Annotated in this window: 14 protein-coding genes; 12 read left to right on the forward strand and 2 right to left on the reverse strand. The window is 41.1% G+C overall.

The window, feature by feature from the left end:
- The first annotated feature begins 25 nt into the window (after nucleotides 1-25).
- Both LA313_RS07125 and LA313_RS07130 read left to right on the forward strand, forming a co-directional pair.
- Nucleotides 26-334: a TusE/DsrC/DsvC family sulfur relay protein gene (locus LA313_RS07125; RefSeq protein WP_228913986.1), complete on the forward strand. Its 309-nt coding sequence runs from the start codon at nucleotides 26-28 to the stop codon at nucleotides 332-334.
- Between the two features lie 15 nt (nucleotides 335-349).
- Nucleotides 350-826, forward strand: coding sequence for a DsrE/DsrF/DrsH-like family protein (locus tag LA313_RS07130; protein ID WP_228913987.1), 477 nt, complete (start codon nucleotides 350-352; stop codon nucleotides 824-826).
- 262 nt (nucleotides 827-1,088) lie between these two features.
- On the opposite strand, the gene LA313_RS07135 is transcribed toward LA313_RS07130, so the two are convergent.
- Nucleotides 1,089-1,865, reverse strand: a complete 777-nt coding sequence (locus LA313_RS07135; RefSeq protein ID WP_228913988.1) for an SDR family NAD(P)-dependent oxidoreductase — start codon at nucleotides 1,863-1,865, stop codon at nucleotides 1,089-1,091.
- Between the two features lie 103 nt (nucleotides 1,866-1,968).
- Nucleotides 1,969-5,568, reverse strand: a complete 3,600-nt coding sequence (locus LA313_RS07140) for a metallophosphatase (RefSeq protein ID WP_228913989.1) — start codon at nucleotides 5,566-5,568, stop codon at nucleotides 1,969-1,971.
- A 420-nt stretch (nucleotides 5,569-5,988) separates the two neighbouring features.
- Here LA313_RS07140 and LA313_RS07145 point away from each other — a divergent pair, with 420 nt between their 5' ends.
- From LA313_RS07145 to bglX, 10 genes are all read left to right on the forward strand, one after another.
- The gene (locus LA313_RS07145; protein WP_228913990.1) at nucleotides 5,989-8,754 is read left to right on the forward strand and encodes a helix-turn-helix and ligand-binding sensor domain-containing protein; all 2,766 of its coding nucleotides are present in this window, start codon (nucleotides 5,989-5,991) and stop codon (nucleotides 8,752-8,754) included.
- Between the two features lie 350 nt (nucleotides 8,755-9,104).
- Nucleotides 9,105-12,212, forward strand: coding sequence for a SusC/RagA family TonB-linked outer membrane protein (locus LA313_RS07150; protein WP_228913991.1), 3,108 nt, complete (start codon nucleotides 9,105-9,107; stop codon nucleotides 12,210-12,212).
- A gap of 28 nt (nucleotides 12,213-12,240) precedes the next feature.
- Nucleotides 12,241-13,779 carry a RagB/SusD family nutrient uptake outer membrane protein gene (locus tag LA313_RS07155; RefSeq protein ID WP_228913992.1) on the forward strand — a complete coding sequence of 513 codons (1,539 nt, stop codon included), beginning with the start codon at nucleotides 12,241-12,243 and terminating at the stop codon, nucleotides 13,777-13,779.
- 37 nt (nucleotides 13,780-13,816) lie between these two features.
- The gene (locus LA313_RS07160) at nucleotides 13,817-14,917 is read left to right on the forward strand and encodes a hypothetical protein (RefSeq protein ID WP_228913993.1); all 1,101 of its coding nucleotides are present in this window, start codon (nucleotides 13,817-13,819) and stop codon (nucleotides 14,915-14,917) included.
- 1 nt (nucleotide 14,918) lies between these two features.
- Complete coding sequence (locus LA313_RS07165; RefSeq protein ID WP_228913994.1) at nucleotides 14,919-15,890, forward strand: hypothetical protein; 972 nt, start codon at nucleotides 14,919-14,921, stop codon at nucleotides 15,888-15,890.
- A 153-nt stretch (nucleotides 15,891-16,043) separates the two neighbouring features.
- Nucleotides 16,044-17,066 (forward strand): glycoside hydrolase family 16 protein, encoded by a 1,023-nt coding sequence (locus tag LA313_RS07170; protein WP_228913995.1) that lies wholly within the window; start codon nucleotides 16,044-16,046, stop codon nucleotides 17,064-17,066.
- Between the two features lie 36 nt (nucleotides 17,067-17,102).
- Nucleotides 17,103-18,539, forward strand: coding sequence for a glycoside hydrolase family 30 protein (locus tag LA313_RS07175; protein ID WP_228913996.1), 1,437 nt, complete (start codon nucleotides 17,103-17,105; stop codon nucleotides 18,537-18,539).
- A 21-nt stretch (nucleotides 18,540-18,560) separates the two neighbouring features.
- Nucleotides 18,561-20,315 carry a cellulase family glycosylhydrolase gene (locus LA313_RS07180; protein WP_228913997.1) on the forward strand — a complete coding sequence of 585 codons (1,755 nt, stop codon included), beginning with the start codon at nucleotides 18,561-18,563 and terminating at the stop codon, nucleotides 20,313-20,315.
- Nucleotides 20,316-20,347: 32 nt separating this feature from the next.
- Nucleotides 20,348-22,675, forward strand: a complete 2,328-nt coding sequence (locus LA313_RS07185; RefSeq protein WP_228913998.1) for a glycoside hydrolase family 3 N-terminal domain-containing protein — start codon at nucleotides 20,348-20,350, stop codon at nucleotides 22,673-22,675.
- A gap of 36 nt (nucleotides 22,676-22,711) precedes the next feature.
- On the forward strand, nucleotides 22,712-24,985 hold the full coding sequence (gene bglX / locus LA313_RS07190) for a beta-glucosidase BglX (protein WP_228913999.1): 2,274 nt from the start codon (nucleotides 22,712-22,714) through the stop codon (nucleotides 24,983-24,985).
- Nucleotides 24,986-25,007: the final 22 nt, after the last annotated feature.

Raw genomic sequence — 25,007 nt, forward strand, 5'->3', positions numbered from 1 at the left:
AATTTATAATTTAAAATTTAATATCATGGAAACTTTAATTGCAGGATCAAACGTAAAAGTTAACGAAGAAGGTTATTTACTAGATTTTTCTCAATGGAACCGGGGGGTGGGAGAAGAAATCGCCACAAAAGAAGGAATCACAATGACCCCCCGGCACTGGGAAGTGATCGAATGGATCCAGGAACAGGTAAAGGCAGATAAAGCTCTGTCTATTAGGGGCATTAAAAAAAGTGGTGTACTCGATATAAAAGAATTCTACGCTCTATTCCCCGGTGGACCTTTAAAGATCTCAACAAAGATCGCAGGGGTGCCTAAACCCAAAAGCTGTATCTAATTTAAACCTACTAAAATGAGCAAGACAAAAGTGAAAAAGATGCTCTTCATCTTATCAAAGGCTACCATTGAAAATGTATATGCAGCCTTTATAATGGCCAATGGCGCCAGGATGGAAGGCATAGAATCTGAAATTTTCTTTACCTTCTTTGGTCTGGAAGCCGTACAGAAGAAAAAGTTGAATAAACTACGGGTAGCAACCGTGGGTAATCCAGCCATGCACATGCCCACGATGGTAGGTGGACTTCCAGGGATGGAAGCAATCGCTACTAAAATGATGAAAAAAGAAATGGATAAGCTGGATATGCCGCCGGTAGATGAATTTCTTGAGATACTTTCGGCTTCAGGAGTAAAACTCTGGGCCTGTAAGCTGGCTTATGATATGTTTCATCTAAAAGAAGATGACCTAATCGATGAGCTCGACGGAATTCTGACCATAGGCGATTTTTATAATCGTGCAGATCAGGATGGAGTACAAATGTTATTCATCTAAAGGATCCTAAAACATAGAAAGCAGTAGAAGATCATGCCATTTTTACATGTCTAACCTCACCCTGGTATAAGGAGAATAATTTTCCAGTTACTGTTTTCATGATCGACAGGGTGGTTGAAGCCGGCTGAGAAATCAGCCGGCTTTTTTAGATCCTGCTCAAAAATGCCATTTTTGACTGCTTCTGTTCGTGTTTTATTTTGACCCTTTGCAATCATAAAATACTGTTTTGGACTTGCTGGCCACTAATCATTGTCTACTGGAATCATGCTCCCTGGCCAACATTTTGCATCAATCCGCCGTCCATGACGTAAGTGGAGCCGGTGACATAATCTGAATCTGAGGAAGCAAGGAAAACTGCAAGCTTCCCTATCTCTTCGGGCTTTCCTGCTCTTTTCATAGGGATGTGTTGTACCTGTTCCTCTCTTGTCTTCTTATCCTCAATAGCTTCCTGATTCATGGGAGTAAGGATCATTCCGGGAGCGATATTATTAACATTGATACCTTCTTCGGCCAGTTCCAGTGCAAGCACCCGGGTGAAATTTCGCACCGCACCTTTGGAAGCACAATATTCTGCAGTGCCGGGAGCAGGAATTTCCTCATGGACCGAACTCACGTTAATAATTTTTCCTTTGCTTTTTTGCTTTTTCAGCTCCTTGATAAACCTTCGGGTGCAAAAGAATGTACCGTAAAGATTGATTTTTATAGCCTTATCAAAATTCTCGGTTGGCATTTCGGCAACTTTAAAACCCTGCCCGTCAATGGCAGCATTATTCATTAGGATATGGATCTTCCCAAATTCTGCCAGTGCTTTGTCGAACATGCTTTCAACTTCTTTTTCTTCGGAAATATCCACTTTTAAAACAATTCCTTTTCTTCCCTGCGCTTCGATTTGCTGAAGGGTTTCTTTGGCTCCTTCTTCATCTGTGTGATAAGTGACCACCACGTTTGCTCCTTCTTTTGCGAAGGCTATTGCTGAAGCCTGCCCAATTCCCGAATCAGAGCCGGTGATTAATGCTACTTTTCCATCAAGTTTTCCCATAACTGCTTTTTTTTTGCTGATTTACAATACCTTATTAAGCTAGTAAGGAATTTCTAGAACCTGCGTTAAGGAAACTGTAATATCAAAACCGGGACAAGTAATTCTAATATTTAAAGTTGAGCATAACGCTTATACGGTTTCCGTCACCACCGTGATAGAGTCCGATGTTTCCGGTTAGGGCCAAACCGGCACTAACCCAGAAAGAACCACCATAGTTGTTGTGCCATTGTTCTGAATCTTCCCCGGGTGTCCAAACCCGGCCGTAATCGAATCCGGCAGTGACACCATACACAAAGGGAACAAAACTATTTTCCCAGATTCCGAGCGCTGTTCTCAAATCTGTACTGTGGTAAAATGCCTGTTTTCCATTGAAACGGTGATTTCGATAACCCCTAAGGCTGCGATTTCCTCCAATTGTGGCAGCGTGGTAGATTTCATAATCATCTCCAAAGATCACTTCTCCTCCAAGTTTTGAGGCAATGACTGCGTAACCGCTGGGAATAAGCGGGTAATTAAAAGAAACGGAAGGCTCCAGGTAAGCAAATTCATTTCCAGTACCGTCTATACTCTTTTTGTAACCTGTTGTAACCCGAACATTAGATCCCAGACTGGGATAGGCTGCGTTGTTTTTGCTGTAGAACCTGTAATTAGCTTCCGCTCCGGCATATAACTGCCTGTCAAAAATGTCATTTTCGGGAGATAATAATTGTCCCAGATAAATATCCTGCTCATATTTTACCTTGATGGATTCGATCATGGTTCTGAAATCAAAAACACTTCCGGCGTCATTTCGCCAAATTAATGATGGGGAAAAATGCCATTTTTCGATCCTTATTCGGTTGAAGTCTTTGTCTACTTCATTGCTGTAGTATTGGCTTTCCGATCCACTTCCGAAGTAATTGAGCGTGTAGTTAGGACTGTTATAGCGTGCAGTAATGCCAAAGTTCCAGTTATTGAAGAGGTGGGCAAACTCTCCATCATACCGTAGAGAAAATCCATTGGTAGCAAAGTAGTAATTGGCCAGAAGTTCATGTTGTGTTTGGAAAGGGTTGTTCACCAGCCCATACTTCGTCCAAACCGCTTCTGCACCGAGAGTAAAACCTGCATCGGTTTCAAAGTTGACATAGGGCATCGCTTTGAACGTGCTGTATTTGAATTTTTTATAGTAGAAGTTGTTGATCTCGTATGAATCTACCAACAACTTTCGCGATCCCGGCTGTAAAATTTCACTTTCTGAACTTTTAAAGTCATAGAGCTTTACCTTTCTTTTATTCTGAAAGTCGTAAACATCCTTTCCCGGACCTCCCAAAGTTCTTATCCTTACCAGATCATCGCCAGAACCGGTGACACTAAAAGTGTCCTCTCCTGCCATGCCGTAGATCCAGATGTCCTCTGTCTCTTCTGAATTATATGTTTTTCTGAAGATCTCTTCGCCTTCAGATATTTGGACGATTTCGGTATTTCCATCTTCCTTTCGTGTGATCTTGAAATTCTCATCTTCATCTGTACCTGTGATCACAGTAAATTCATGCATGTGCTCGTAGTATTCGCGGGCGATATCCATTAAATTCCCACGACGACCCTTCAGCTTTTGTTTGATCTCTTCTATACTCTGGTCCTGTGCTGCTGCCGGTAACTCGGCAAAAGCAGCTTCAATTTGTTCATCTGAAATCGTGTTTTGAATGAGTTCCACCTGCTCCTCCCATTGTTCCCAGTTACTTTTAAACAGGATCTGAAGGTCTAAAGGATAACCTGACCAGTTGAACCATTCCACACTGTCAATATCTTCGTCAAAAGTCTGCATCTTTCGAAGGTTTGGCACCGCAAGCTTAATTAACCGAATGAGCGGGCCATCATATTTTGAGAAAGATTGATCCCGGTCCCTGGGAATAGGCACATAAAGCTTTTCCCCATTTTCTTCATACTCGGCCCAACGCCAGTTGTCCTGGTGACGGTCCCAGTCGCCAATCAACATATCAAACAACCTGGCTTTTATATATTCACTTTCAGCAACGCTGGCCTGAGGATTTTCCCGAAGCTCTTCTAAAAGATCAAATGAACTCAGGATCTCCTGTGGCTTTTCGAATTGTGCAAATGACTTGTTCTCACTCCCCGCATGGGCCTGCAATTCATAAAGCTCATCGCCATATTCATCATTATGAATATCCAGTGCAGGCTGGCGCGGCACATAATAGATATCGGGTTTTATGTGAGGCAGGTCAAGAGCTTCAGCAAAATTATCGAGTGCAAATTTTGCATATGGATGGGAGGTGGTGAAGTAGTCTTTAACCAACCTTTCCGGCAGCGTGTTGTTGATCCTGTCTCCTACATAGGAGGTAGGAAGAAGATCGGCTTGTATGTATTGCGAAGGACTTTTTCTCAGGGCCCGTAGTGTATATTCGTTTTCATCTTCATTTATAAACCTAATGGAACGGGATTGTTGCCCGCCTCCTTCTTTTAGAGGAGTGAGGCCGCCATGAATGGTATCAAGGAGCAATACAGGAACTTCGATCCTGGTGTTGTAAACCTCCCGGTAGTGGTCCCCCCATAGAAAACGATAGACTCCGCTTTTGCTGGTCTCTTCGGAAGTATAAATAGAAGCTGAAAATGTATCTTCCAGTTCTTTCCATTGCTCCCCTTCCAGGTCTATTTTGGTATTTCTTTCCCGCGGAATTGTTGTGCTAAATAAAAGCTCTTCAGCTGATTCTTCAACTTTAAAGAACTTCACTTCAGAATTGCCATTTTTGAAGATTGTTAATTTTGCGTAGCCGGGTTCTTGAGAGGCGAAATGACTATCTTCTTTAGCTTTGGCAGATTCTGTTTTTGCCGCAGTAGCGCTTATGATCTGGGGATTTCTGTCATTGGTGAGATATTGCAGGTTCCGATCATTTCCAGAGACAAAGATCACGTCGTCAAACTGGCTTGCAAGGGTTTCGAGTCTTTTCCGGAGTTCACGATACAAAGGATTGTCAAAATTTTGACGGGAAAAAGGAAAGACGTTATTTAAAAAGCCTGAAGTTGATGAACTCAGCATCGGGTGATGTACAGCAACTATTTTAACCTTCCCAAAATTATCTTTTAAGGCATCTTTTACTTCTATGAAAAATCTCTCTTTGGTTCTAATGTCGCAATCCACATTAAAATCACTACTGCTGTCCCAGTCTTCCAGGTACCATTGAGAATCTACAGTAATGAGGGCAATCTCTTCGTTAATTTCAACGTCTTCAACAGGACAACCATCATCTGGTATAAACTCGCGGTCGCTGTTTTCCTGTAAAAAACTTTCCAGGTCGTCCAGACTTTGAGGGGCAGATTCGTTCCATTCGTTTACTCCTGGTACAAAAATGATGTTTCCATTAAAGTTTTTGAGAGGTTGTAAAAGTTGCTTTCTAAGAAATTCCTGTGCCTGTTGCCTTTTTTGATCTCCCTCGGGATATCCCATTTCTTTTGTTATATTTCCCAAAAGTAGAAGGGAAGCGCAGGAATCATTCCTGGACGCTTCTGAAATTTTTTCCAGAAGAGCAGGAGTGGCCATGTCTGCACCCGGTCCTGTGTTTGAAAGAATATAAAAGGAACGGGAAATAGCTAAAGAGTCGTCTTTTTGTTCTTGTGCCAGGGAAGAAACCGACAACAAAAGGAAGAAAAAAAAGGGAATATAAATAGTTCTGAAAAATAGAATGGGGGATACCATGTTTGGGATCATAAGGAACTTTCAGTTTATGTTTTTCTTTTATAAAATCTAATGCCAGACAAATGTTCCAATTTCAGAAAAAAAGCTTCCATTCTACTGGTATTTAACCCGTTTATAACAATAAAAACAGAAATTCCTAAAGAAAATCCTAACCTGCAGGGGTTAAAAGATTAAATCAAGGATTCTCTTTTGAATTTTTGTGGATTGAATATTTCGGAAATTATAATTGTGGAACAGGTTTTCAACGTTTTCACAGTGAAAAAAAAGGTTGGTTTCGGTTTACTTAAGAAAAAATCACTAATAGAGCTTTTGGGAAAAATGCCGGGTAAAGTCTAGGAGGATATTATCAGAAAATTTAAATGCTTTCTTTAAAAATTTCCTTAAATATAAATTGCTGGTATATTTGTTTGAAATGAACTCAGACTTCTTGTGTTGAAGAAAATATTCTTTGTTTTCCTGTTTTTTAGCCTGGCAATAAACGCTCAGGAACTACCTCCTGTCACTAATTTTTCTCCCAGCGAATACGGGGCTGGCAACCAGAACTGGATGATCTCGCAGGGTCCAGATAAAATGATTTACGTTGCTAATAATTCCGGACTGCTTCAATTTGATGGGGAGCATTGGAATCTCTATGAGGTTCCCGGTAAAACCGCAGTACGTTCGGTAATGGTATCAGGTGAAAATATTTACACCGGGGCCTATATGGAATTTGGATATTGGCGCACAGGGAAAGATGGAATACTACAGTATACATCTCTAAAAGATTCAGTCTCAGAAGGACTCATTGACGGAGAGCAATTTTGGGATATTAAAGAGGTTGATGATCATGTTATTTTTCAAAGTCATCAAAGACTTTACAGCTTTAACAAGATATCCGGTAAGGTGACAACTATAGTTACCGAAAAAAATATATCAAACCTTTTCGGGGTTTGGGATAAAATATACTATCAGGTTGCAGATAAAGGTCTGTTCGTGATCGAGCAGGGAATAGGGAAAACATTTATTTCAAATGTAAAAATTGAGAACAAGCCTATTGTAGGATTATTTCCTTACTCATCTGACAAGATGCTGGCAGTGACCCGGGATGACGGAATATTTATTATTACCGGGAACCAATGGGAAGCTTTACCAATAGAAAATTATCCCATGTCTGTAAGTTTCTTTTCGGCGATCTACTTAAAAGATGGAAGCCTGGCGTTGGGAAGTATAGGGGGAGGCTTATACTTGCTCAAAATGGAGGGTGGGGTGGAGTATCATTTGTCGCAGCCTACGCTCCTCAATAACACGCTACTGGCAGTGGCGGAAGATTCTGAAGGGAATATTTGGGGAGGACTGGATAATGGGATTGCGATAATTAATAAAGAAAGTGCTTTTCGCATTTTCGTGGATTTCTTCGGAAAGATTGGGACGGTTTACTGCAGCTTGGTGGTGGACGATCTTATGTATTTAGGTACCAACCAGGGGTTATACTATAAAACAGTAGACTCCGATGAACCATATCGGTTGGTGTCCGGTACAACAGGACAGGTTTGGAGTCTTAATTATCTGGAAGGAAATCTTTATGCAGGACATGACAGGGGCACCTTTAAGATAGAAAAAAAGGATGCTGTGCTAATCTGGGATGGACTTGGGACATGGACCATGGAGGAAATAGGAGATGGAATTTTACAGGGGCATTATAATGGTCTTAGCTATCTACCTTCACATTCAAAAGACTCTACTGCCAAGTACATTAAAAATTTTGATTTTTCTGTACAGCATATGATTGTTGAGAGTGATTCTGTGGTATGGATGAGCCACTTTCACAGAGGAATTTTCCGGATCAAACTTGATGAAAATTTTTCCAGAGTAAAAGAAATTCGGAATTATGAGATCAGTGAGAATTCTGGGCTTGTTCCGCAGATCTTTCAATTTGAAGATGAAATATATTATGCTACTGAAAAAGAAGTTTTTCTATATGATAAGAATTTAAACAAATTTACCAGGGACAATGATCTAAACAGATTGACCGGGAAAGACAATAGGATTAGTGGTGCTTCGGTAGTTCTTGAAGATGGTAGCTGGTGGACTTTTGGTGTAGATAACCTTTACTATGTTAAAAGAGATCCTTTTGAGCAAAAATTAATAGCAAGAGAAGTTGCATTGCCTCTAGATGATCGAAACATCGGGAAAGGATTCGAAAATATTTCATTAATTGGAGAGAATCGTTATCTGGTTGGTTCTAATGGTGGATATATCGAATTTTCTTTACCCCTTGAAAAAGAAGTACTTTCTGGCTCCGTAGTGATAAACAATGTGCGCACATCTTCAAAGAGGGAGGACATCAGTTATCAATCATTGAATGAACCAGATCTAAGGCTCGAGAGCCAAGATAACAATATTCTCTTTAAATACAGTATTCCAAATTATCAAAAACTTGCGAAAACAGAATATAGTTATAGACTTGAGGGCTATTCCTCTAATTGGTCCAGATGGGAGCAGACAAGTACCGCAAATTTTGAGAATCTTTCAGCTGGAGACTACACATTTCAGGTAAAAGGAAGAATTAATGGCAGGGAAACTGCTGTTGAAGAGTATTATTTTTCGATTTCAAGACCTTGGTACAACAGTAATTTGGCTTTGGTTAGTTATCTTATACTGTTTGTCCTGGGGCTTACATTAGTTCACTATTCATATAAAAGGCGCCACAAAAAGATCCTGGAAGAGCGGGAAAAGAATCTTAAAATGAAAAACCTTGAAGCAGAACAGAAGATCATAAAACTTCAAAAGGAACACCTTGAAAAAGACATGACAGAAAAGAATGGGCAGTTGGCAGCTTCCACAATGTCGCTGGTGCGGAAAAACGAATTTCTCTCCAATCTTAAACAAGAGCTTAAGGGAGCGGAAAGTTCCAAGGTTAAAAATGTTATCAAAACAATAGATAATGAATTGAGAGAAGAAGACAACTGGAAGATGTTTAAAGAGGCTTTCAAAAATGCCGACAAAGAATTTTTTGATAAAATTAAAACCAAACATCCCGGACTCACTTCCAATGATCTTCGTCTCTGCGCCTATCTTAGGTTAAATCTTTCTTCTAAAGAAATTGCTCCCCTAATAAATATCTCCGTGAAAAGCGTCGAAATAAAGCGATATCGATTGAGAAAGAAACTTGATTTACCTCGGGAAACCAATTTGACAGATTATATCATGAATTTGTAGCCTATACAAGGAGGTAGGTTACCTATACAACACCTCTACATGTTCTTTATTTAATACCAATTCATCTTTTTTTTAGAGCGCCGAACTATTTATGTTTTCCTGTTTACGTCCCTTTATTTGCGGGTTCATTGTAATCTATACAAGGAACTTTGCTTATGTAGGTTTTTTGTAAAGGTGATTTTTATATTGTCTGTTACATTACTTAATATATTGGTAACATAATTTTAACAACGTATGGAATGGCTGAAATGCATTTTCGACAATCGAAATCGATTTCGATTTTTCAAAGTGCACTACGGCAAAAAGTAAATTTTAAAATTAAATGCACCAACAACTAAATTCAACAGTCAATGAAAATTAAGAATTATTTAGTGATGTTATTTTTGTTCGTTCTGGGTTCAGCGATGGCTCAAACGCAAGAAGTAGCAGGTACCGTAGTAGATGACAAAGGTTTGCCTTTACCGGGTGCCAATGTTATAATCAAAGGTACTACAACAGGAACCCTTACAGATTTCGATGGAAGATTTGCAATTACCGCCTCTCCGTTGGATGTACTCGTTTTCTCCTATGTAGGTTTTGAAACTATCGAAACTGTGGTAGGAGACAAACAAGATTTAAAGATTACTCTTACGCCCAGTGCTGCTGCTCTAGATGAAGTTGTGGTAGTAGGTTATGGTACTCAGAAAAGAAGTGTGGTAACAGGAGCAATTTCTAGCGTGAATGCTTCAGATTTAGAAACGCTACCAATTAATAATGTTGGAGACGCCCTACAGGGTCGTACTTCCGGTTTGACAGTAGCCTCTTCGAGTGGACAGCCTGGATCTGGTTCAACCATTAGGGTTCGAGGAATTACCACCCTAAATAACAATAATCCTCTTTGGATTGTCGACGGGGTTGTTGTGGACAACGGTGGTATTGGTTATTTAAATCAATCTGACATTGCGTCTATTGAAGTTTTAAAAGATGCTGCTTCCCAGGCTATATATGGAGCAAGGGCTGCGAGTGGGGTGATCCTAATTACTACCAAATCTGGAAAAGAAGGTAGAATAAAGGTGAACTATAACACTTATTTTGGAGTCTCTGAACCTGATTCGAGAGTTGACCTGGTAAATGCTACCCAATATGCCGGTTTGAGAAATGAAGCCAGCGTAAATGATGGTGGCCCTATTCTTTTCCCCGACCTAAGTATCTACGGTGAAGGAACAGATTGGCAGGATGCAATTTTTAATGACTCTGCTATACGCCAAAACCATGAACTTAGTATAAGTGGGGGTAATGAAACTTCTACATTTTATCTTTCTTTTGGCTATTTAGACGAAGAAGGTATCGTAGCAACAGATATTTCAAATTTCGAAAGGACTAACCTTCGAATCAATTCTACTCATAAGATCACTCCGTGGTTAACCTTTGGTGAAAATGTTGGTTTTTCGAGAGAAAAAAGTATTGGTTTAGGAAATACTAATAGTGAGTATGGAGGTCCTTTAAGTTCTGCTCTAAACCTTGATCCTCTTACCCCACTTGTTGTTACAGATCCAGTGAGATTAGGCCAATATCCATACAACCAGGATCTTCCCCTTATGAGAGACGCAAACGGAAATCCTTACGGAATTTCAGACTATGTGGGACAGGAAATGGTAAATCCGCTTGCATATATACAAACACGTTTAGGAAATTATGGGTTTGGTGACAATATTGTGGGAAATGCCTTCGTAGAAGCTGAACCAGTTGAAGGTCTTGTGTTTAGGTCAAACATAGGTGCAAAATATTCCTATTGGGGAGGTGAGGGTTTTACTCCAGTAAGTTTTTTAAATACTTCGACAAGTACTGCAGAAACATCTTTTTCCCGTAGTTATAATGATAAGCTTGATTACAACGTTGAAAACACAGTTTCCTACTCCGATGTGATTGGAGAGCATAACTTTACAGTCCTTTTAGGACAGGGTGCATATAAAGAAAATGAAGCCAAAGGAACTTCAGTTACCAAATTTGGTATTCCCGTTGATAATTTTGACGATGCCTCTTTAAACTTTAATGTTCCAGAAGAAGATATTAGTGCCGGAGGATATGAAAATGTACCCCATAAGGTTTCTTCACTTTTTGCAAGGGTTAATTACAATTATGCAGAAAGATATCTTTTTAGCGGAGTCGTAAGGCGAGATGGTTCCTCTCGTTTTGGTGCAAATAATAAGTATGGGGTTTTTCCTTCCGCTTCCGTAGGATGGGTGGCTTCAAGAGAAGATTTTTGGGGACCTGATAATCCGGTGAATTTCTTCAAGTTAAGAGGTAGTTATGGTATAGTAGGTAATGACAACGTGGGTGACCTTACATTCCTTTCTACAATTGGTTCTGGAAGAAATTATGCGTTTGGTGATCAAACTACCCGTTACGATGTGGGATACAGCCCTAACGCTCCTGCTAACCCAGATCTTAAATGGGAAGAGACCAGTCAGTTGAACATTGGGTTTGAATCAAGATTCTTTAAAGGCTTTTCTTTGGAGGTAGATTGGTATAAAAAAATCACCACTGACATTTTACTTTATCCTAGAGTTGCAGCTTATGCAGGAGTTATTGGCAACCCGGCAAGCAACGTGGGTGATATGGAAAACACCGGGGTAGAGATAAATCTTGGATACAAAAAATATATGGATGATTTCGGTTTTTCCATAAACGGGAATGCTTCATTCTTAAAGAATGAGGTTACTTTCCTAGGTGAGGGAGTTGAGTTTCTTGATGGAGGGGTACCTTTCCAGGCCAGTACTTACCCTATTACCAGAACGGCCGTTGGACAGGCAGTAAATTCCTTCTTTGGTTTTAAAACTCTTGGGATTTTTCAAACCCCCGAGGAAGTAGATAATTATCGTAATGAAGGAGGAGGTTTGATTCAACCTAGCGCAGTACCCGGTGATTTTAAGTGGCAAGATTCCAATGGGGATGGAACTATTACAGAGGAGGATAGGGTCTTTATTGGCGATCCAACTCCCGACTGGTCTTTTGGTATAACTTTAAATGCTTATTATAAGAATTTTGATATTACCATTTTTGGACAGGGAGCAGGTGGAAACCAAATTTACCAGGGACTTAGAAGGCTGGATATAGCAAATGCAAATTATCCTGCTAAGGCTTTACAAAGATGGACCGGTCCCGGAACGTCAAATAGTTATCCAAGAATGACAGATGCCGATCCTAACAACAACTATTCTAATCCATCAGATTTCTACCTGGAAGATGGAGATTATTTTAGAATCAAAACAGCTCAGTTAGGTTACTCCCTTCCTGAAAATACATTATCTTCAATAGGATTTGAGAAGGTAAGAGTGTATGTGATGAGTGAAAATCTTTTAACCCTTACAGATTATACGGGATATGATCCTGAAATTGGAGGCGGAGTACTTAGTATAGACAGGGGTATTTATCCTCAGGCCAGATCCTATATGCTTGGAGCATCTATTGGCTTTTAATTGAAAAAGAAAAATTAATTATAATATTATGAGAACAAAAATTAAACTTACAGTACTTGCCTTTTTTTCAGCAGTCGTTTTGATTTCTTGTAGTGATGAATATCTGGAGGTGGAACCTCGTGGAACCAGTTTGGAAGCAAACTACTATAGAAATCAACAAGAGGCATATGCAGGTCTGGTTGCCGCATATGATCCTGTGGGATGGATAGGTGGAAATTATGTAGCAAAAGAATTTGCCTTAAATGTGGCTTCCGACGATTTTTATGCAGGAGGAGGAAATTCACAAGATGTTCCAGCAATTCAAGCCTGGTCAAATTATACTGTTGATCCAGCTGTAGGACCTCAGGAGGAACTTTGGAGAAAAGGTTTTTCGGGTGTATACAGAGCCAACGTGTTGCTTTCTAAATTGCCAGATACTAATATGGATGAACAGTTGAAAGAAAGATATGTGGCCGAAATGAAATTTCTAAGGGCGTATTACTATTTCGACTTGATTAGGTTATTCTACGAAGTTCCTTTATTTACCAAGCCATTAGGCGCTGATGAAATAAATAATGCTCAGCAAGTTGAAAGAGCAGCAGTTTATGCACAGATTGAACAGGATTTAATGGAAGCTATTCCTAATCTTCCTACCTCATTAGACCTTGCTACTGAAGCCGGAAGGGCGACTCAAGGTGCTGCTAAAGCATTACTTGGAAAAGTTTATTTGAATCAGGAAAAATTTGGTCAGGCAGCAGAACAATTTCAAGATGTTAATGGAACCCCGGGAGAAACCAGCCAGTACGGCTATCGTCTTCTGGATAACTTTGGGGACCTTTTTGAAAATGAAAATCAATTTAATTCCGAATCCATATTCGAGGTTGTTCACACTTCGGCTTCAAACTGGGGTGACTGGGGTTGCATTGGATGTACCGAGGGTAACTTCTTAAATCAAATGTCGGCACCTAGGGGATATTCCATAAATGAATCTGGACGTGGTGCTCCAGACTTTATTGCCGGATGGGGCTTTAATGTTCCAACGCAAAGATTGGTTGATGCCTTTATTGCTCAAGATGGTACCTACGACCAAAGGTATAAACATACAATAAGTAACATAGACAGTCTCGCAGGTTTAGGAGTAGTTTCTTATGAAGAGAGTTACCAGGGTACTGGATATTTCTTAAAGAAATTCGCCGGTACGCAGGACGACAGGCATACAGGTGCCGGTAATTATGAAGGAAACTGGCCTCAGAACTTCTATGACATTAGATTGGCCGACACTTATCTATTAGAGGCAGAGGCCCTTGTAAGAGGAGGTGGTGATATGAATAGAGCGCAAGCTTTATTGAATGCAGTTAGGACAAGATCTGGAAACGCTCCTGTAACTGTGAATTTTGATAATATTCTTCGGGAGAGACGTCTTGAATTGGCAGGAGAAGGACATCGCTGGTTTGACTTACAAAGAGCTGGCTTGGCCCCAACATATCTTGAATTTAAGGGATATGTTAGAGAAAAGCACGATAAACTTCCTATCCCGCTGCTGGATCTTACCAATACTTTACTGGAGCAGGATCCTGCTTATCAATAGATAAAGATGATTTTATTAAGGTTATTAAACAGAAAATATGAAAAGTAAAAAAATAAGTTTTGGGATGCTCCTCTTGCTGGTTTTTGCAATGGGATGTAGCGATTCAAGCGGTCTGGATGAGGATACGTCGTTCTTAAATACAGTTAACACTGAGAATATCGATGCAATCTTCGATATTACAAATGATAACTCAGGAAACGTAACAATTACACCTACCGGAGAAGGTGTAGTAAAATACACCGTAGTTTATGGAGATAATTCTGAAATGGACGAATCTGTTACTTTAAATCCGGGAGAAAGTACTACTCATTCTTACGAGGAAGGTTCATATACAGTTAATGTTGTGGCAAAGAACCTTGCTGGAGAAGAAGTTACTGCTGAATTTCCTTTGACCATGACATATCGTGCACCGGAAAACGTGGTCATTAATACCGCCGGTAACATGAGAGTTTCGGCAAGTGCAGATTATGCTGAATCTTTCCTTGTTTATTATGGAGATGTAGAAAATGAAGAAGGTACTCCTCTTGCTATTGATGAGGAATTACCACCTCATACTTACCCTGCAAATGGAGGACCTTACACTCTTCGTGTGGTTGCACTAAGCGGAGGTGCTGCGACTACTGAGGAGACTAAGGAACTATTCGGATTGCCTATTACCTTTGAAAGACCGGGAGTGGCATTCTTTGGTACTTTTGACGATTGGGGACAACAAGCTTTTGAAGTAGTCGAAAATCCAGATCCTTCAGGAAATAATACCAGTACTACCGTTGGCAAATACACTAATGGACATGCTCCATGGAGCGGTACCTATAGCCCATTAAACATTCCTATTGATTTCGGGCAAGGTCAGGTGATTACCATGATGGTCTATAATCCAGACCCTGCTAACATTGGAAAAATGTTTAATATGGAACTTGAGTGGGCCATTGGAGCAAGTGAAGCAAATCCTTATGGAGCTGTAGTTAAAACACCAATTACTACTTCGGGAGAATGGGAATTGCTAACCTTTGACTTTAGCGACATGGAGTCTATTCCAGATGATGCCATGTTTACCCAGATGGTGTTCAGGTTTAATGACTCAGCCGAAGGACAGCAGGAAGTTATCTTCATGGACAATATAACGCTAACAAACGACTAATATGAAAACGAAATTAATAAAGGGAATAAGTCTGATTTTTGCCAGCCTTTTAATTCTGGGTTGTTCAGACACAGATTATGAATTTGGTGATCTTGCAGCACCGTCAAACATTGAACTTCATGCAGATATTGTAGGAGCAGATGACGAAAATCCTTACGGAGGAGGATCGGGGGAGGTTGTCTTAACAGTAACCGCAGATAATGCCATGACCTATGAAATCGACTATGGCACCACTACAGATCCAAATTTTGTGCCTTTTAAAGGTCAGGCTTATAAAAGATTTACTCTACCTGGAGTAAACACATATACTATTTCCATAATTGCCTACGGTCGTGGTGGAACTACTACGTTCGTTACCCGTGAACTTACAGTAAATAGCGTGTATAATCCAGACCCTGAAATCATCACCGCCTTAACAGGTGGAGATTATATGGAAGAAGAAGGTGATGGTGCCAAGACGTGGGTGGTAGATAAATCTGTAACAGGCCATCTGGGAGTGGGACCATGGACAGGTTCAGTTGTTCCCGAATGGTGGGCTGCCGGAGTAGAGGAGAAAGTTGGATCTGCAGACTGTTTATATTCTGCAACCTATACCTTTACTCAGCAAAGTGAAAACAGCTTTACTTTATCTGTAGATGCGCCAGAAGGGGCTTTTACCAAGACCGGTGATCTTACTACACTTCCCAATATTCCAGATTCAGGAGAGGAAGCTTGTTATGACAGTTATGATGGCGGTACCTCCGAATTAACTTTTGGTCCTTCAACAACAGGCCTAGATGCTTCGACACCTTCAACCCAAACAAGTATCAATCTTGTGGGGACTCAGACCTTCATTGGTTATGGAGCAGTACAGAAAGAATATGAAATTCTTGAGATCACACCAGATTACTTGTATCTAAGAGTTCAGGGTACTGAGGTAGGCAATGCCTGGTATATGAAGCTTGTTCCGGCGGAAGAAGTGCCGGCTGAATAATTGCCGAAGAAACCTGAAGATTTCCGGAGGAAATTAATATCCTCCGGAAATTTACCAGGTTTGCATCATCAACTTTATACTTTAAAAATGAATTATCGAAAGCTATTTTTGAAGCTCGGGCCATTCTTTTGCCTAATTTTTTGGATTATTCCAATGAGCTGCAGCAGTTCTGACCCCAATGAAAATGACACCTCGAAGCTTTCTGATCTTACGGTTGAGGTGGAAATTGTTGGTAGTTCTGCTTCCAATCCAAACGGAGATGGCAGTGGAGAGATCAATGTCTCTTTTTCAGCAAAATATGCCAAATCCTATAAAGTCAATTTTGGTAATGGTGAGGTGTTAGAAACTACTTCAAATAAACTTTCCTACACTTATGTAGGAAGCGGAACTAATACCTACCAGTTATTTGTTTCTGCTTACAATGGGAGTGAGTTTATCTCTAAAGGAGAAACAGTGACCATTTTTGTTACTCAAAGTATGATCTTTTCTGAAGAATTCGATTACAGTGGCGCACCCGATGCAACCAAGTGGACCTATGATATTGGCAGGGGCGATAATGGCTGGGGTAATAGTGAATCTCAGTTTTATACAAACCGACCTGAAAACGTCGAAGTAAACAATGGCATACTGAAGATAACTGCCAAAAAGGAAAATTACGAGGGTGCTTCCTATACATCCACTCGTATGAAAACACAGGGTAAATTTAATTTTAGGTATGGTAAAGTTGAGGTAAGAGCAAAATTGCCTCAGGGCGGAGGTACCTGGCCTGCTATTTGGACTTTAGGCTCAAATATTACCTCTGTTAGCTGGCCTGCTTGCGGGGAGATTGACATTATGGAACATGTAGGCAATAATCCTAATACGGTGATTAGTGCTATCCACACACCTTCGAGCTACGGGAACACCCAAAATAAAGCTACTACATCAGTACAGAATGCTACTACAGAATTTCATGTCTATGGTCTGGAGTGGACTCCCGAGAAACTGGTTTTTTCGGTTGATGGTAAGGTGCATTACACCTACAATCCAACAACTAAGAATCCAAGTACCTGGCCTTTTGATTCTAATCAATTCCTAATATTAAATATAGCTGTAGGAGGCACTTTAGGTGGTACAATAGATCCCGGTTTTGTTTCCAGTACCATGGAAATAGATTATGTAAGAGTATATCAATAGAAATTTTTCCTCACAAAAGGGTAAAAAAAGAAAATAATGAAAGGGTTAATAACAACTTTACTTTTGCTCTTCATCTGCGTTGGTTGTAGCGGTGATAGTGAAACAGATCCACCGGCACCTCCTCAACCTCCACAGGTGGAAAATGAGGTGGATTTCTACCTTACCACCGGAGATCAATCCCAAAAATTTAAAAAGCAAACAGGACTTCTTGCTTTTGGAACATTAAATAATACTTATCCTTCTATCGAGATAAGTACGATAGAAACTTATCAAACTGTTGAAGGTTTTGGTTTCACCTTAACTGGAGGTAGTGCAGATGTCATCAACTCCCTCAACAACAGTAAAAAACAGGAATTGCTCCAAAAACTATTTGGGAGTAATGAAGACGGAATTGGAATTAGCTATTTGCGCATTAGCGTAGGTGCCTCAGATCTTGATGCCTCTGCTTTCACATATAATGACCTTCCTGAGGGCCAAACAGATGAAGATCTTTCAGATTTTAGTCTGGAACCCAATATGGATAATGTTATCCCACTCTTACAGGAGATCCTGAAGATTAATCCCGATTTAGGTATAATGGCCACACCCTGGTCCCCACCTGTTTGGATGAAGGACAACGACAGTACTATTGGAGGAAATCTCCAGCCAGAATATTATGATGTCTATGCAGATTATTTGGTAAAATACATTCAGGAAATGAAGAAACTGGGTATACCTATACATGCCCTTACGCCTCAAAATGAACCTTTACATGCGGGGAATAATCCCAGCATGCATATGACGGCATCAGAACAAGCAGATTTTATTAAAAATGCATTGGGACCTGCCTTCGAAAATGCCGGAATAGAAACAAAGATCATCATTTATGATCATAATGCAGATAATCCCGATTATCCTATTTCTGTTCTCAATGATCCTGATGCCAGACAGTATGTTGCAGGTTCAGCTTTTCATTTGTATGGAGGTGATATTTCAGCATTGTCTACAGTACATGATGCTTATCCAAATAAGGATATTTACTTCACCGAACAATACACTTCTTCACAAGGTGAATTTGGAGGTGATTTAAAATGGCATTTGCGGAATGTGATCATAGGATCTATGAGAAACTGGAGTAAAACTGCGCTGGAATGGAATCTTGCTAATAATGCTAATTATGGCCCACATACCGATGGAGGTTGCACCACCTGTAAAGGAGCAGTAACAATAAGCAGTAGCTCTTCCTATACCGAAAATGTTGGTTTTTATATCATAGCACATGCCTCGAAATTTGTTTCTCCCGGCTCCGTGCGCATTTCCAGTAATATTATTGGTGATCTGTACAACGTTGCTTTCAGGACACCATCAGGAGACAAAGTGCTCATTGTACTTAATAATGGCAACAGCTCTCAACCTTTTAATATAGAATTTAAGGGGGAGTGGATCACCAGTTCCCTTAATCCGGGTGCGGTAGGTACTTATGTGTGGGAGTGACCGGGACTAAAAACTACAGCAATGAAAAAATTCATACTTTCTGCCTTTCTTGCAATTTCTCTTGCAGGATTCTCACAAGGAACGAAATCTTCGGAATTTCTTCACACCCGTAATCAAAAGATTGTAGACAGTAATGGCGAAAATTTACTTCTAAGAGGAATAGGCCTGGGAGGTCACATGCTGCAGGAAGGATATATGCTAAAAGTGCCATTTTCAGGACAACAGTATGTGATAAGGGAGCATATTGAAGAATTGATAGGACAGGAGAAAACTGAAGAGTTCTACGAGGCCTGGCTGCAAAACCACACCCGAAAGATAGATATAGATTCCATGAAGAGCTGGGGCTTCAATTCGGTCCGCCTTCCTATGCATTACAATCTTTACACCCTTCCGATAGAAGACGAGCCGGTGAAAGGTGAGAATACATGGCTGGAAAAAGGATTTCAAATGACCGACTCCCTCTTGAGCTGGGCAGAGGCGAATGAAATGTACCTTATTCTGGACATGCATGCTGCTCCGGGAGGACAGGGGCATGATGTAAATATTTCGGACAGGGACCCTTCCAAACCTTCTCTTTGGGAAAGCGAAGCAAATCAACAAAAGTTGGTGGCATTGTGGAAGAAACTGGCAGAAAGATACAAGGATGAACCTTGGATTGGAGCCTATGATATCATCAATGAGCCTAACTGGACCTTTGAAGAAGGGAAACATAAACATGGAATTCAGGATACTTTAAATGCACCTCTTAAAAAGCTTTTAGTTGACATAACACGAGCTATTAGAGAAGTAGACAATAACCATATTGTCATCATTGAAGGTAATGGTTGGGGGAATAATTACAACGGGATCCTTCCGCCGTGGGATGATAACATGGTGATTAGTTTTCACAAATACTGGAACTACAACGACACCGGTTCCATTCAGCAATTCCTTGACTTCAGGGAAAAATACAACACTCCTGTGTGGCTCGGGGAAACCGGAGAAAATTCCAATGTCTGGTTTACAGATGCCATAAGGCTGATGGAGGAAAACAATATCGGATGGGCCTGGTGGCCTCTCAAAAAATTAGGATTTAATAATCCCCTTGAAGTGCTGGTAAATCCGGGATATCAACAAATTCTCGATTACTGGAGAGGAGAAGCTGAAAAGCCTTCCGAAGAAGAAGCTTATGCGGCCTTAATGCAACTCGCCGAAAACACTAAACTCGAAAATAATTATTTTCATAAAGGAGTCGTGGATGCGATGATTAGACAGCCGCATTCAGAAAAAGCCATTCCTTTTGAGAAGATTACGCTCCAAGATGAGGCAGTTCTTAAAGCTGCCAATTATGATATGGGAGAGCTGGGAATAGCCTACCACGATAATGTTGCAGCCAACTATTATATCTCAACGGGCGGAGAAAGGCAAAGCTGGAACAATGGCCGCATCTATCGCAACGATGGAGTTGATATATATCCAAAGGAGCCCAGAACCCAATATGATGACGTCTACGTAGGTGACATGGAAGCTGAAGAGTGGCTACAGTACACTTTCCAGGTATCCAAAAATGGCAATTTTGAGCTCTCTTTCAAAACTGCTGCCGATGCTCCCGGAAAAGCTGCCGTTGAGATCAACGGAAAGAGATATCCGGCTTTTGTTGTTCCCGACAGCGCCGGAAAATGGATTGAAACAGCTATAAAAGACATGTCCCTTCAAAAAGGACAAAACAGGCTGAAAGTTCTAGTCGTAGACGGGGGCTTCAAGCTGGAAAAGATAAAAATAAACCGTCAGGAATAAATTTTTGGACATTTCTGAAAAATGAACAACAAATGAAAATTACACACATAGTTTTAGGATTTGGAATTTTACTAACTACCGGCTGTGGCGTAAAGGCCCAGGATAAGATAACTGCGCCATCAAAGGCAGAAATTGAGACTAAGGTAGATGAGCTTTTGTCTAAAATGACCCTTGAGGAAAAAGTTGGACAAATGACCCAGGTAACCCTTGATGTTATTGGGAAAGGTGACGACCGCTTTACCAGCTATGAGCCTTTTTCTCTGGACCGGGACCTCGTCAAAAAAGCAGTTTCTGAATACCACGTGGGTTCTTTCCTAAACACCGCAAATAACCGCGCCCTTCCAAAAGAGAAGTGGTATGAGGTGATAAAGGAACTTCAGGATATCAACAAAGCTGAAACCAGGTTGGGAATTCCTATAGTATATGGAGTGGATATGATCCACGGCGCAACTTACACCGCCGGGGCTACTATGTTCCCCCAACAGATAGGGCAGGCTGCAAGTCGTAATCCTGAGCTTGTCCAACGCGGGGCTGAGATCACGGCTTATGAAACACGTGCCAGCGGAATTCCGTGGAATTTTTCTCCGGTACTGGATTTGGGAATGGATCCGCGTTTCTCAAGAATGTGGGAATCTTTTGGAGAAGATCCATATTTGGCATCTATTCTGGGAGTAGCGATGATAGATGGTTATGAAGGCAAGAACAACAACATTGGCCATCCTGAGCATGTTGCTTCAACATTGAAACATTTCCTCGGCTACCATGCTGTAACTTCGGGTAAAGACAGAACTCCGTCGTACATCCCTGAAGATGCTCTTAGAGAATACCATCTGCCTCCCTTTAAGGCTGCAGTAGATGCAGGTGCACATACGATTATGGTGAACTCCGGGATTATAAATGGAGTTCCTGTACATGCCAATTATGATCTGCTTACCTCTCTTCTTAAGGAAGAATTAGGTTTTGAAGGATTGGTGGTGACCGATTGGGCCGATATTGAAAATCTGCATCGTCGCGACCGTGTAGCTGAATCTGATCGCGAGGCCATAAAAATGGCTATAAATGCCGGAATCGATATGTCAATGGTGCCTTATCAATATGAGGTGTTTGTAGATAACCTGGTGGATCTGGTAAAGTCGGGTGAGGTTGAGGAGTCGAGAATTGATGATGCCGTGAGAAGGATCCTTAAAGTTAAGCTTGCTCTTAACCTTTTTGAAACTCCTGTAACGCATTACAAGAACTATCCAAAGTTCGGAAGCAAAGAGTTTGAACAGGCTTCCTATGATATGGCTGCGGAATCTATCACGCTGCTTAAAAATGAGGAAAACATACTTCCGCTTGAGAAAAATGTGAAAGTGCTCGTAACAGGTCCGAATGCTAATTCAATGCGTACGCTTAACGGGGCCTGGACCTATTCATGGCAGGGAGAGAAAACACCTGAGTTTGCGGAATCCTATAACACAATCCTGGAAGCGATTCAGAATGAGATTGGAGAGCAGAACGTGACTTTTGTTCCGGGCGTATCTTATGTTGAAGGAGGCAAATATTATGAGGAGGAAAAAGTGAATTTTGAGAAAGCTATTTCCGAAGCTAAGAACGTAGATTACGTGATCCTTGCTGTAGGTGAAAATACTTATACTGAAAAGCCGGGGGATCTTAATGATCTCTACCTGTCTGACCATCAAACGGAATTAGCCAGAGAACTTGCAAAGACCGGTACCCCCGTGATTCTTGTCCTTAACGAAGGGCGCCCCCGGATTATCAGTAAATTCGAAAGAGAAATGGAAGCCATCGTACAAACTTACCTCCCCGGAAACTTTGGAGGAGATGCACTGGCAGATGTTCTCTTTGGAGATGTCAATCCTTCCGGAAAACTGCCGTATAACTATCCTCGTTATCCAAACGCACTGATACCTTACATTCACAAACCTTCTGAAGAACAAGCCAAGGCTGAAGGAGTTTATAACTATGAAGCCGATTACAATCCGCAGTTCTTCTTTGGAGACGGGTTAAGCTATACCACATTTGAATATTCAGATCTTAAGTTGGATAAGAACGAGATCAATACCACCGGAAGCGTCACTGTAGAAGTAAAAGTTACCAATACCGGAAAAAGAGCAGGAAAGGAAGTTGTGGAGCTATACACTTCAGATCTTTATGCCAGCCAAAGTACACCCGATGTAAAAAGATTGAGGAGGTTTGAAAAGATCTCTCTTGAACCTGGTGAAACAAAAACCGTCACCTTCACCCTTAACGCAAATGATCTTGCCTACGTCACTCCAAAAGGAGAATCGCTGGTAGAGCCGGGAGATTTTGAGCTAATGGTGGACGAACTCAAGACCGGGCTTGAGGTGACCAACTAAAAATATTTTTAATCCCTATTACCAAATAAACAAAATATGAAAAAGCGAATATTACTCCTGGCTTGCCTTTTTCCGGCCTTTACAGCCACGGCACAGGATGCTGAAATCAAAAGTTCAGTTAAGAACGTAGAAGCAAAAGTTGATTCTGTACTTTCACTTATGACCCTTGAAGAAAAAGTGGGTCAAATGGTGCAGTATAGCGGCACCTGGGATCTCACAGGCCCGGCAACCGGAGATCAAAACCAGTATCGCAAGGAACAGCTTAAAAAAGGACTCGTAGGCTCTATGCTCAATGTTCTTTCAGTTGATGCCACCCGCGAAGCACAAAAGCTGGTGATGGAAAATTCCCGCATCAAGATCCCTCTTATGTTTGGTTATGATGTGATCCATGGATATAAAACCATGTTTCCCGTACCTCTTGGCGAAACCGCCAGTTGGGATCTTGAGGCTATGGAGGAAACAGCACGAATCTCTGCTCTTGAAGCAGCAGCCGATGGGGTGAACTGGACCTTTGCACCTATGATCGATATTTCCCGCGATGCACGTTGGGGCCGTATTATGGAAGGAGCCGGGGAGGACCCTTACCTCACTTCCCGCGTTGCTGAAGCAAAAGTTAGAGGATATCAAAGTGAAGATCTTTCAAATCCCGCATCTATTGCAGCAACTGCGAAGCATTTTGCAGGTTACGGTTTTGCTGAAGCCGGTCGCGATTACAACACAGTACACGTTGGAGAAAATGAGCTTCACAACACAATTTTACCTCCCTTTAAAGCTGCTGCAGATGCAGGAGTGGCAACTTTTATGAATGCCTTTAATGATATTGATGGAACTCCTGCTACCGGAAACAGGATCCTTCAAAGGGATATCTTGAAAGGAGAATGGGATTGGGATGGATTCATTGTTTCCGATTGGGCTTCAATCGCCGAAATGAGAGAACACGGTTTTGCTGAAGATCTTACTCATGCTGCTGAAATTGCCATTAAGGCAGGAAGTGATATGGACATGGAAGGTGGTGCCTACGAAACCGGACTTGTAGAACTGGTTGAAGAAGGTAAAGTAGATGAGGAGCTGGTAAATGACGCAGTGAGAAGGATCTTAAGAGTGAAGTTCAAACTTGGCCTTTTTGAGGATCCTTACCGTTATTCAGATCCACAGGCAATTAGTAGAATCGATAAAGCCGCTCATAGAGAAGTTGCCAGAGATGTGGCTAAAAAATCTATCGTCCTTCTTAAAAATGAAAAGAACCTTTTACCACTCTCTTCTTCAGTTAAGAATATCGCGGTGATTGGGCCTCTTGCCGATGACAAGAATACACCCATTGGTAACTGGCGCGCTCAGGGAGAAGCAAATTCTGCAGTTTCCATTCTGGAAGGGGTGAGAAATGCTGTGGGGAAAAACGTCAAAGTGACCTATGCTAAAGGAGCCGATCTTGGAGTTGGGGAAAAAAGTTTCCTTAAGCCGCTTGAAATTAATACTACAGACAAGTCAGGTTTTAAAGCAGCTGTAGATGCTGCGAAGAAGGCAGATCTTGTGATCCTTGCCCTTGGAGAAGATGCTTTCCAGAGTGGGGAAGGAAGAAGTCAGGTGAATATTGGACTGGCGGGAGTACAAAAGGAACTTATGAAGGAGATCTATGCAGTTAATAAAAACGTGGTTCTTGTGCTTCAAAATGGAAGGCCGCTCGAAATAAGCTGGGCTTCAGAGAACATTCCTGCAATTGTAGTTGCATGGCAACTTGGTACAGAAAGTGGGAACGCTATTGCCGATGTTCTCTTCGGAAAATACAATCCTTCAGGAAAACTTCCGGTTTCATTCCCAAGAGCTGTTGGTCAGGAGCCATTGTATTACAATCAGAAGATGACTGGCCGTCCAACCAATCCTACAGATGTGACTTATTCTGCTTATACAGATGAAGAGAAAACAGCATTGTATCCATTTGGTTATGGTCTTAGTTATACAACTTTCAAGTACGGAGATTTAAAATTGTCTTCTAATGAAATGACTCAGGATGGATCTATTAAAGTGACTGTACCAGTTACGAATGCCGGAAATAAAGCCGGAAAAGAAGTGGTGCAGCTGTATTTGCGGGATTTGGTTGCGAGCACTACAAGACCAGTGATCGAGCTTAAAGGTTTCGAACTTGTTGAACTGCAACCGGGAGAGACTAAAGAAATAACTTTTGAGATCACTAATGATCTTCTCGAGTTCTACAATGCCGAAAAGAAATGGACTTCAGAACCGGGAGAATTCCGGGTCATGGTAGGTGGAAATTCAGTAGATCTGAAAACAGATACCTTCAGGTTAAATTAGATTTAGGAGTCTCAAAAATGTC

It is taken from the genome of Salinimicrobium sediminilitoris (genome assembly GCF_020866905.1).
In the GTDB taxonomy this organism is placed as follows: domain Bacteria; phylum Bacteroidota; class Bacteroidia; order Flavobacteriales; family Flavobacteriaceae; genus Salinimicrobium; species Salinimicrobium sediminilitoris.